The sequence below is a fragment of the Amycolatopsis sp. NPDC059021 genome (genome assembly GCF_042739895.1).
GTDB lineage: Bacteria > Actinomycetota > Actinomycetes > Mycobacteriales > Pseudonocardiaceae > Amycolatopsis.
On sequence record NZ_JBHYIQ010000065.1, the window covers coordinates 47,449 to 57,567 of the forward strand.

At 69.9% G+C, this 10,119-nt stretch carries 12 protein-coding genes; 8 read left to right on the forward strand and 4 right to left on the reverse strand.

The features are described 5' to 3' along the window. The first annotated feature begins 293 nt into the window (after nt 1-293). Nucleotides 294-1,484 (forward strand): FAD-dependent oxidoreductase, encoded by a 1,191-nt coding sequence (locus ACFWX1_RS31545; RefSeq protein WP_378393394.1) that lies wholly within the window; start codon nt 294-296, stop codon nt 1,482-1,484. Between the two features lie 24 nt (nt 1,485-1,508). Here ACFWX1_RS31545 and ACFWX1_RS31550 read toward each other — a convergent pair whose 3' ends face one another. Next, a complete protein-coding gene (locus ACFWX1_RS31550) occupies nt 1,509-2,360 on the reverse strand; it encodes an NmrA family NAD(P)-binding protein (RefSeq protein ID WP_378393395.1) in 852 nt (283 codons plus the stop codon). Between the two features lie 101 nt (nt 2,361-2,461). Here ACFWX1_RS31550 and ACFWX1_RS31555 point away from each other — a divergent pair, with 101 nt between their 5' ends. The 3 genes from ACFWX1_RS31555 (at nt 2,462) to ACFWX1_RS31565 (ending at nt 4,386) form a co-directional block, all read left to right on the forward strand. Continuing rightward, on the forward strand, nt 2,462-2,845 hold the full coding sequence (locus ACFWX1_RS31555) for a winged helix-turn-helix transcriptional regulator (protein WP_378393396.1): 384 nt from the start codon (nt 2,462-2,464) through the stop codon (nt 2,843-2,845). A gap of 181 nt (nt 2,846-3,026) precedes the next feature. Next, complete coding sequence (locus ACFWX1_RS31560) at nt 3,027-4,154, forward strand: anion permease (protein ID WP_378393397.1); 1,128 nt, start codon at nt 3,027-3,029, stop codon at nt 4,152-4,154. Between the two features lie 10 nt (nt 4,155-4,164). After that, nucleotides 4,165-4,386, forward strand: a complete 222-nt coding sequence (locus ACFWX1_RS31565) for a hypothetical protein (protein WP_378393398.1) — start codon at nt 4,165-4,167, stop codon at nt 4,384-4,386. Here the strand turns inward: ACFWX1_RS31565 and ACFWX1_RS31570 are convergent. Together ACFWX1_RS31570 and ACFWX1_RS31575 are read right to left on the reverse strand one after the other, a co-directional pair. Further along, nucleotides 4,368-5,117 (reverse strand): hypothetical protein, encoded by a 750-nt coding sequence (locus ACFWX1_RS31570; protein WP_378393399.1) that lies wholly within the window; start codon nt 5,115-5,117, stop codon nt 4,368-4,370. The genes ACFWX1_RS31565 and ACFWX1_RS31570 overlap by 19 nt on opposite strands. Continuing rightward, nucleotides 5,114-5,323: a hypothetical protein gene (locus ACFWX1_RS31575; protein ID WP_378330324.1), complete on the reverse strand. Its 210-nt coding sequence runs from the start codon at nt 5,321-5,323 to the stop codon at nt 5,114-5,116. Before ACFWX1_RS31575 ends, ACFWX1_RS31570 begins: the two co-directional genes overlap by 4 nt. 119 nt (nt 5,324-5,442) lie before the next feature. Here ACFWX1_RS31575 and ACFWX1_RS31580 point away from each other — a divergent pair, with 119 nt between their 5' ends. Together ACFWX1_RS31580 and ACFWX1_RS31585 are read left to right on the forward strand one after the other, a co-directional pair. Next, nucleotides 5,443-7,035 (forward strand): sensor histidine kinase, encoded by a 1,593-nt coding sequence (locus tag ACFWX1_RS31580; RefSeq protein WP_378393400.1) that lies wholly within the window; start codon nt 5,443-5,445, stop codon nt 7,033-7,035. After that, the gene (locus ACFWX1_RS31585; protein ID WP_378393401.1) at nt 7,013-7,681 is read left to right on the forward strand and encodes a response regulator; all 669 of its coding nucleotides are present in this window, start codon (nt 7,013-7,015) and stop codon (nt 7,679-7,681) included. The genes ACFWX1_RS31580 and ACFWX1_RS31585 overlap by 23 nt, the downstream gene beginning before the upstream one ends. On the opposite strand, the gene ACFWX1_RS31590 is transcribed toward ACFWX1_RS31585, so the two are convergent. Further along, complete coding sequence (locus ACFWX1_RS31590; RefSeq protein ID WP_378393402.1) at nt 7,632-8,786, reverse strand: FAD-dependent oxidoreductase; 1,155 nt, start codon at nt 8,784-8,786, stop codon at nt 7,632-7,634. The two genes, ACFWX1_RS31585 and ACFWX1_RS31590, sit on opposite strands and share 50 nt — an antisense overlap. A 62-nt stretch (nt 8,787-8,848) precedes the next feature. On the opposite strand from ACFWX1_RS31590, the gene ACFWX1_RS31595 reads away from it, so the two are divergent. Continuing rightward, nucleotides 8,849-9,409, forward strand: a complete 561-nt coding sequence (locus ACFWX1_RS31595) for a TetR/AcrR family transcriptional regulator (RefSeq protein WP_378393403.1) — start codon at nt 8,849-8,851, stop codon at nt 9,407-9,409. A gap of 235 nt (nt 9,410-9,644) precedes the next feature. Then, nucleotides 9,645-9,938: a hypothetical protein gene (locus tag ACFWX1_RS31600; RefSeq protein ID WP_378393404.1), complete on the forward strand. Its 294-nt coding sequence runs from the start codon at nt 9,645-9,647 to the stop codon at nt 9,936-9,938. The last annotated feature ends 181 nt before the right edge of the window (nt 9,939-10,119 follow it).

Consider the following 10,119-nt stretch of genomic DNA (forward strand, 5'->3'; position numbering starts at 1 on the left):
GGTCGGGGCGGTCCGTGGGGGCCACATCGAGGGACTCTGGGTCCCTCAGGGAGGCCCCCACGGACCACCGCCACGCCTCCACGGCCGGGCCGGAGCGACGGCGGGAGGCGGCAAAGATGTGGCGGCGGAGGGAAAGCCTGCGCTAGCGTGAAAGGGAAAGGACGCGCGAAAGACCTCTGTCCGGTATGGGTTAGGCCGGACGACGTGATCGCGTTATTTCCGAGCGCCCGCCGTGAGCGGGCCTGCCCTGTGCGTCCCTCTCGAACCAGTACTGGTACGGAAGGGACACCACGATGACCACGTATGAGCTGCCGGAAAACGCCGTTCTCGTGATCGGCGCCGGGCTGGGCGGACTCTGCCTCGCCCAGGGCCTGCGCAAGGCCGGAATTCCTTGCGCCGTCTACGAAAGCGACCCCTCGCCGGATTTCCGGCGTCAGGGCTACCGGCTGCACATCGATACTCGCGGAGACGACGCGCTGCGCGCCGTGCTCCCGCCTCATCTGCACGAACTGTTCCGCGCCACGTCCGGACGCCCGAGGTCCGCCACCCCGATCTACGACACCCAGCTCACGCGCGTCACCGAGGTCGGGCTGGAGCACCGGTCGGTCCAGCTCAACATCAACCGGTTCACGCTCCGGCAGATCCTGCTCGAAGGACTCGACAATGTCCATTTCGGGAAGGAGTTCGTCCGCTACGAACGGCGCGGGGGCACGGTGATCGCGCACTTCGCGGACGGGACCGAAGCCCGTGGCGCGATCCTCGTCGGGGCCGACGGGGTGAATTCGCCGGTGCGCCGCCAATATCTGCCCCACGCGAGGATCGTCGACACCGGACTCCGCCAGCTGTACGGCAAGATCCCGCTCACCGCCGAGACCCGGGAACTGTTCGATCCCGCCATGTTCGCGGTGTTCAGCATCATCTCCGGACCGGAGAAGTCGATGATCGGGATCGCGCCGGTCGATTATCCCGAGCCGGTCGCCGACGCCTGTGCGCGGCTTGCGCCCGGGCTCCGGCTCCGTGACCACGAGCCGTACATGACCTGTGCGTTCGGTGCCCGCAAGGAGACCTTCGCCCAGTCCGACGACGAACTCCGGGCGCTGTCCGGGGAAGCGATGCGGGAGCTGGTTCTCGAACGGGTCAAGGGCTGGCATCCACGCGTGACCAGGATGGTCGAAAGCTGGATTCCCGAGACGGCGTTCCTCATCTCGATCCGGACCAGCGTGCCGATCGCGCCGTGGGAGCCCACGCCGGTGACGCTGGTCGGCGACGCGATCCACGCGATGAGCCCGGCCGCCGGGGCCGGGGCGAACACCGCCATGCAGGACGGCGCCGCGCTCGCCGCCGCGTTGGGCAGCGGGAAGCCGGACGCCATCGGCGAATACGAGGCGGAAATGCGCCGGTACGGCTTCGCGGCGGTGCGGGAATCCGCGGCGAACGGGCAGCGGTTCCTGGACCAGGATCCGCTGCCCGCAGGCATGAGCTGACCGAGTCGCGGTTTTCCGGCGGGCTCAGGCGAAGGCGGTGAGGTGGTCGGCGATGAAGGTGCGCAGGCTGCGCGGCGAGGCGCCGGTGATCGATGCGACGTCGCTGGACAGCCATGCCGCATCACCTTCGGCGATCAGCCCGAACACCTGGGCGTTGGAGGCCGCGACAGTCTCGGGGAGGCCTGCTCGGATCATCGCCTGCCGGTGCTCGTCAGGAGAAATCCGGCGGTACTCGACCGCGTGTCCCAGTGCGTCGCCCAGTTCCTTCGCGACGTCGGTGTAGGTGATCAGCTCGGGGCCGGTCACCAGGTAGGTGCGCCCGGCGTGGTCGGTGGCCGTGGCGGCGATTGCCGCCGCGACGGCGGCTACGTCGCGGGCGTCGACCATCCCGGCCTGGCCGTCGCCCGCCGACATCGTGAAACCCCGCGTCTGCTTGATCGACGGGGCGAAGGTGAGAAGGTTCTGCAGGTAGAGGTTCGGCGCGAGCAGCGTGTACCCGAGCCCGGTGGACTTCAGGTGCGCCTCGACCCGCGCGTGGCCTCGTCGCCGGCCGACGGGGGAGTCGGCTGACGCCTTGTGGTTGGTGATCTTGACGATGTGTTTCGCTCCCTGGCGCGCGGCGCTGTCGATGACCGCGATCTCCTGAGCGGGCACGGCCGGGCTGATGAGCAGGACAGTGTCGATGTCACGCATCGCCGCGTCCAGCGTGTCCGGACGGTCGAAGTCGCCGGTGACGATTTCCATGCCGCTCCCGGCGGCGCTGTGCGGTACGCGGGACGGGTCACGGACCAGCGCCCGCGTGGGATGGTGCTGCGCGGCGAGCAGCCGGACGGCTTCCGATCCCACTGTGCCGGTCGCGCCGGTAACCAAGATCATGATGTTCTCCTTGCGCTGAGCACGGTCCCGTCTTCCGCTCGATCATGCGCCTGGGTGGTATCTCTTGTGAAGTAGGCACCTTTTCGATATATAGGTACCTGATGGATACCGACCCAGGACCCGTGTACTCGAAGGACTGCCCGTCGCGCACCGTGGTGGACGTGCTGGCCAACAAGTGGTCGCTCTACATCCTCGGCCTGCTTCGGCAGCACGAGCGGCCGCTGCGCTTCACGGAGTTGCGTCGCCGCATCGAGGGCGTGACCCAGAAGTCCCTCACTCAGGCGCTCCGCAATCTCGAACGCGACGGGCTGGTCAGCCGCACCGTCTACCCGACCATCCCGCCGCGCGTCGAGTACGGCCTCACCGCCCTCGGCATCGAGGCAGGCGCTCTCACCACCGCGATCGCCGACTGGTCCCGGGCCAACGCGTCCCGCGTCCACGCCGCCCGCGCGTCCTACGACCACCGGCCGGCCGAGCGGCCCTGAAAACAGCGACCTGGTCCACAAAGGACTGGAGGATCCGCTGTCCCGCTGTTTCGCTGGTAGGGACAACCCCACCCGGGTTCACGCAGAGTTCAGGAAGCCGACACGCGAAGGGGATCGGGGGTGCCCCGATCGGTGAGTAGCGTCGGAATGGCTCGGGGTCCGTCTCGCGACGGGGGAACACATGGACTTCTCGTTGATCGTTCTCGTGGTGATCGTCGCGGCGCTCGCGTTCGATTTCACCAACGGCTTCCACGACACCGCGAACGCGATGGCGACGTCGATCGCCACCGGCGCGCTGCGGCCGAGAGTCGCCGTCGCGATTTCCGCGGTGCTGAACCTCGTCGGCGCGTTCCTCTCCGTCGAGGTGGCGAAGACGATCTCGGGCGGGATCGTGGACGACACCAAGGTCACCCCGGTGATCATCTTCGCCGGGCTCGTCGGCGCCATCGTGTGGAATCTGCTGACCTGGCTGGTCGGGCTGCCGTCGAGTTCCTCGCACGCGCTGTTCGGCGGGCTGATCGGCGCGACGTGGATCGCGTCCGGCTCGGACGCGGTGCATTTCGCGAAGGTCGTCGAAAAGGTGCTCATTCCGGCGTTGGCGTCCCCGATCGTCGCGGGAATCGTGGCGATCGCGGGCACATTCCTCGTCTACCGCATCACCGCGAAGGCCCGTCAGGACGTCGTCGGCAAGACGTTCAAGACCGGGCAGGTGCTCTCGGCGTCGCTGGTTTCGCTGGCACACGGCACGAACGACGCGCAGAAGACGATGGGCGTGATCACGCTGACGCTGATCGCGTCCGGCTCGCTCGCTCCCGGTTCGGGACCGCCGCTGTGGGTGATCCTCAGCGCGGGCGGGGCGATCGCGCTCGGCACGTACCTCGGCGGCTGGCGGATCATCCAGACCATGGGCAAGAAGCTCACGGAAATCCAGACGCCGCAAGGGTTCGCCGCCGAGACGAGTGCGGCCGCGGTCATCCTGGCCTCCTCCCACCTCGGGTTCGCGTTGTCCACGACGCACGTGTGCTCGGGCGGGATCATCGGGTCCGGGATCGGCCGCAAGCTCGCCGAGGTCCGGTGGGGCGTCGCGGGCAAGATGGTCATCGCCTGGGCGCTGACGCTGCCCGCCGCGGCGATCGTCGGCGCGGTCGCCGCCGAAGTCTCGACGCGGGGCAGCTGGGGCACGATCCTCGTCGGCGTCGCCGGGGTCCTCGTCGCGCTCGGCATCTACCTCGCGTCCAAGCGGAACCCGGTCAACGCGAAGACGGTCAACGATCCGGAAAACGAGCAGCCGCAACCGGTCGCGGCGTGAGGGGAGCGTCGTGAAGATCGATTGGGGCGCGCTCGGGATCGTGTTCGTCATCGCGCTGGGCACGGTCGCGGTCCTGGCGACGCTGTTCTCCTTCGGCGTCCGCGGGCTGTCCGAGCGGATCTCGGCGCGGGCAGCGGGCGGCAGCGGCACGGCGGCGCTGACCCGCGCGGTCGCCTGTTTCGCCGTGTGCGCGGCGGTCGTCTGCTACGGGATCTACCTGATCGTCGCCTGAACCCGCTCGCGCAGCCCGGCGGGCAGTTCGTCGACGAGCGCGAGCACGGTGTCCAGCCGTTCGTCGCCCAGGTGGGTGATCAGGTCGAGCGCGGGGTCCCATAGATCCTCGTCGTCGACGGCGGCGCGGAGCACCGCGGCCAGCCTGCCCTCCGGCAGCAGCGCGACGACGTGGTCGATCCGGCTCTTGTCGTCGAGGACGAAGGCGATCCGCAGCAGGTCGGCGTTGCCGACGACTTCGAGACTGCGCTGGACCGTGACGTCCGGCAGGTGCCCGACGAACCGCCCGAGCGTGATCCAGTCCTCGCGCCGGGTCAGCTCCCGCGCGACCTCGACGACCGTGTCCAGCGGGATGCGCGTGATGATCGCGCTCGCCCTTCGCGGGTCGAGTTCCGCGGCGACCTCGGCGAGGAACTTCGGCGAGAGCCGTTTCGCGACGTCGATACCCCGGTTGACGTCCACGAGCCCGGCGATCCGCGCGCACAGCATCGGCCCGAAGACGCGTTCGGCGATCTTCGCCAGCACCGCTCCGGGCAGCAGCCTGCTGGCCAGCGCCATGCGTTGCAGCACAGTGAGGTTCGCGTCGAACAGGGTGTCGGTGACCTGCTCGCGGAAGGCACGCAGATCGTCCTCGTCGACCCGTTCGAGGTAGTCCAGGTTCTCCGGTTCGACGCCGAGCACGCGCGCGAGCTTGAGGATCTCGGCGCGTGCGGCGAAGTTCCGCGCGGTCACAGGCCCACTGCCTTGCGGACGGCACCGCGCAGCAACGCCGGGACGTAGCGCAAGGCCTCTTCGCCTGCCTGGGCGAGATGCTTCGCTTGCCGCCGTCGGGCGTCTCGCAGCGCGTCGGCGAGGTCCAGCTTCTCGTGTTCCTCGAGGGCTTCGATGCCCTCGGGGAGGTAACCGCCGAGCTGGTCGGCGAGTGTGCGCTCGGCCATGGTGCGTAATCATGCCTCATGCGGCCCGCGAACGCGCGGATATGAGCATCGGCCGGCGCCGGGACGGGTTACTTTCGACCAATGGTGCGCCCGGGAGCGGGCTTGTAGCGTCGATGATCGTGCGAGAACGGACCAAACGCAGATGGCGGGTGATCCTCGACGTCCTCCTGTGGCTGGCGCTCGCGTTCCTCGTCCGGGCCGACAGCTGGAACAACCCGGTCAAATGGGAGTTCGCCGGCGGGCTCGCCGCGGTCACGGTCGCGGTGGTCACCGCCCGGCGGTACCCGGTGGTGTCGCTGGGTGTCGCGATGTGCGGGGTGTTCGTCATCCCGTTCGACTACGGCGGGCGCGTGCCGATCTGGGAGATCTTCCTGATGGTCGGGATGAGCTACCTGGCCGGGCTGCGGATGGCCGGTGCGCGGCCGATGCTGGCCGCGTTCGGTGTGGTCGCGGTGATCGGGCTGCCGTTCTCGCTGGTCTTCGGCGAGTCCGGGTTCTCCGACTGGGGCGCGATGATGGGCGCGCTGGTCTTCGCGTCGGTCACGCCGTGGCTGCTGGGCCGCTACGTCCGTCTGCGCGGCGATCTGGCGCGTACCGGCTGGCGGCGAGCCGAGGAGATGGAGAGCCGCCAGAAGATCATCGCCGATCAGGCCCGGCTGCGGGAACGTACCCGGATCGCGAGTGACATGCACGATTCGCTCGGGCACGAGCTGACCCTGCTCGCCGTGCGCGCGGCGGCGCTGGAAGTGGCGGGTGGACTCGACGAGACGCAGCGCGCGGCCGCGGCGGAGTTGCGGCAGAACGCCGCCACGGCCACCGAGCGGCTTCGCGAGATCATCGGCGTCCTGCGGGAGGACGCCGCGCCGGTCGAACCCGTGCAGGGCGATCTCGGCGAGCTGATCGATCGCGCGCGGTCGTCCGGGATGCTCATCGAGTCGCGAGTGGACAGTGCGCCCGACGCGCCGCCGATGGTCCGGCTCGCGGTCTACCGCGTCGTCCAGGAAGCGCTTACCAACGTCGCGAAACATGCTCCCGGCGCAGCGGTCGAGGTGGTGGTCTCTCACACCGGTGACACGACCGAGGTGCGCGTGACCAATCGCGCGCGCCCAGCGGGGCCGCTGCCCGGCGCGTCCTCGGGCCGGCGTGGGCTCGTCGGCCTGCGTGAGCGCGTCCGGCTGGTCGGCGGGACGTTGCGTGCCGCATCGAAGGACGGCGGGTTCGAGGTCACGGCGATCTTGCCGCACGACGCCGCTCCGGCCGCCGCAAGCGGTGAGGTGGCCGAAGCCGAGGAATCGGTGTCGGCGAAGGAGCTGATGTCGGCCCGTCGTGACGTGCGGCGGAGCCTGATCCAGGCGATCGTCGTCCCGTTAGGACTGTTCGCCGTCGTGCTGGCGGTGAGCGGGGTGGTGTTCCTCTATCAGTGGTACACCTCGGAACTGCCCTCCGCGAGCTATGACCAGCTCCAGGCCGGGCAGCGCCGGGAGCAGGTCACGCCGCTGCTTCCGGTCCGGGAACGGGTCGCCCGGCCCCGGAGCGGCTGGCCGGTGGCGCCGCTGAACGCGCAGTGCGTCTACTACGGCACCGAACGCACCTGGCTCAACGCGAACTATGCGGCGTATCGGCTGTGTTTCGCCGACGACATACTGGTGTCGAAGGACATGCTGAGCGAGGACGAGCCGAGGGGGTCGCGTGATCCGGGTGGTGCTGGCTGACGACGAGGCGTTGATGCGTGCCGGGGTGGCGGCCATCCTCGCCGCCGACGACGCGATCGAGGTCGTCGCGGAGGCGGGCAACGGACGGGAGGCCGTAGACCAGGCGCTGGCCACCCGGCCCGACGTCGTGCTGCTCGACATCCGGATGCCGGTGCTCGACGGGCTCGCCGCGGCCGAGGAGATCCGCCGCGTGCTGCCGGACACCGGGGTGATCATGCTGACGACGTTCGGCGAGGACGCCTACATCGAACGTGCGCTCGGCCTCGGCGCGAGCGGCTTCCTGCTGAAGTCGGGGGACCCGCGGGAACTGCTCGCGGGCATCCACGCGGTGGCCGAGGGCGCCGCGTTCCTCTCGCCGAAGGTCGCGCAGCGGGTGATCGCGCGGCTTTCGGGCGGACAGCTGGCCAGGGGCGCGGCGGCCCGTTCGCGGGTGGCCGCGTTGACGCCGCGCGAGCGGGAAGTGCTGACGCTGCTGGCCGCCGGACTGTCCAATGCGGACATCGCGGCGAAGATGTTCGTCGTGGAGGGCACGGTCAAGGCGCATGTCAGCACGATCCTGAACCGGCTCGGCGCGCGGAACCGGGTGCAGGCCGCGATCACCGCGTACGAGGCCGGGCTGGTGGGCGGGGAGGCTCCCAGCGCGTGATGGCGCCGTTGGCGCGCGCCGCGGCCGAGGCCGGGAGCACGCGCAACAGCGCGGCACGGAGCGCGGTGGCGACGGGATTGCGCAGCAGCAGGCCGGCTTGTCCCGCACGTAGTGTCGCGCGCGCGACCCGCTGGCTGCGTGCCCTGCGCTGGACGTCGTACTCGCGCAGGGCACTGTCGATGCTGTCCTTTGTGGACACTACATGGGCGAGGACGACGGCGTCCTCGATCGCCTGGCAGCCACCCTGCCCGAGGAACGGCGGCATCGCGTGCGCGGCGTCGCCGAGCAGCGCGATCCGGCCGCGGACGTAACTGGGCAACGGGATGGCGAGGTGGTCGACGTCGTGGTGCAGCAGGGCTTCCGGTGGGGTCGCCGCGATCACCGCCGGGATCGGGGCGTGCCAGCCGCCGAACCGCGCGGTCAGGTAGGCCTTGGTGTCGGCGTGCCGGATCCCGGGTTCGGTGACGTAACCCGCCCACCAGTAGACGCGGCCGTCGACGAGCGGGATCACGCCGACCTCGGTACCGCGGTCCCAGGTGGTGCTCAGCTCGACGAGCCCGGGTAGCTCGGCGATGCCGCGGATGGCGGTGGCCCCGCAGTAGACCGGCGCGGGGTGATCCGGCCAGAGGGCCTGGCGGATCCGGCTGCGGATGCCGTCGGCGGCCACGACGAGGTCTGCGTGGATCTCCTCGTCACCGATGCGCACGCGGCCGTCCGGCCGGACCTCGGTGACTTCGGCGCCGGTGCGGAGCCGATCCTGGGGGAGCGCGGTGCGGAGGGTGTCGATGAGATCCGCGCGATGGACGGCGGTGAGCGGGCCGCCCTGCAGGCGCTCGAAGGTGTCGGTGTCCCAGTGGGTGAGGCGGCGGCCGCGACGGTCGTGCAGCCCGCCTCCGCGCTGGACCGCGAGCAATGGGGCGAGCCGCTCGCCGACGCCGATCGTCTCGAGCGCGCGCACGGCGTTGGGCCACAAGGAGATCCCGGCGCCGATCTCGGTGAACTCCGGTGCACGCTCGAGCACCGTGACCTGCCAGCCGGCCTGGTGCAACGCGACCGCCGCGCTCAGCCCGCCGATACCCCCGCCGACCACCACCGCGTTCTTCATGGCGCCTCCCTCTACGTCTGTAGAGAACTCTACACCTGTAGAGCCCTCGGTAGACTGCCGAGGTGACGGGAACGACGGACCGGGTCACCGCGATCGGCGACGCCGCGATCGCGGTGATCGCCGCCGAGGGCATGCGCGGCCTGACGCATCGCGCGGTGGACCGCTTCGCGGGCCTGCCCGCGGGCTCGACGTCGTACTACGCACGCACACGAGCGGCGCTGCTGGAACTCGCGATCGCGCGGATGATCGAACTCGACAACCTCGACGCCGACCCGCCGCCGGGCCACCTCGCTGAGTACCTCGCCCGCGCCGCGTACGACGCGATCACGCGCGGGCGGACCCGGATGCTGGCCCGGTACGAATTCGCGCTGGAAGCCACCCGTCGCCCGGAGCTGCGGGCCGCCTACGACCGCGGCGGCCTGGAGATCCGGCAGCGCTGCGCCGAGCTCCTCGCGACCGCGGGTTCGCCGGACCCCGCGCGGCACACGCGGCTGCTGATCGGCTGGCTCGACGGCACCATCTTCGACGCATTGGCGGGCACCGGCTCGGTTTCGCCCCCCGGCCTGGCGGAACTGACCGCGAGTGCCCAGGAGGTCGTGACCGCCCTGGCCCTCGACGCCTGATTCTTGCCCGGGTAGGAGCAAGGGACCTTTACTCGCGCTGCTACTCCGCCGGGACCCCTGACGGGGTTCCGGCCCGGGTTCGCTGGCCCGCGAACTGAGTATTCGCCTGGCCTCGCGGTGGTTCCGGCACGGTCGATGTCCGAACGGACATTCGTCAGTCTATGGGGGGTCGTGGGTTGTTAGCGTCGGCCCGCACCCCTCGAAACGGCTCACGCCATGAACGTAAGGAACCCACGTGCTTCGTAAGATCGCGTTCGGTGCCGGTGCTGCCATGGCGGCGCTCGGCCTTGCTGTCTCCGTGCCCGGTGCCGCCGTGGCAGCACCGTCGACCGGCACAGTTTCGGCCTCCGCCGCTTCCGGCCAGTTCACCACGCAGGGAACCTGGGTCTATGTCCGGTGGTACTCGCTCGACCAGGCGGGGAAAACCCAGTGCGGCTTTGATGCTTTGGCGATGTACCGGTCCTCCGGTCGAGACAGTAAGTGCTACGAGCAGACGGACCGGGTCGAACTCTGGACCTATTACGGCTGAGTAACCCTGGCTGCAAGCCGGAAAAGAAGCGTCGTGAACCCGGCCCCGAGGTTCACGACGCTTTGGTATCGGGAGGCGGCGTGCCCATGTCGCAAGGGGCTTCGCTCTCGCTCGAATGCTTCCGCTCATTCCTTCCGCGGTCCGTGGGGGCCTCCTTGAGGGAGCTAGAGTCCCTCAAGGA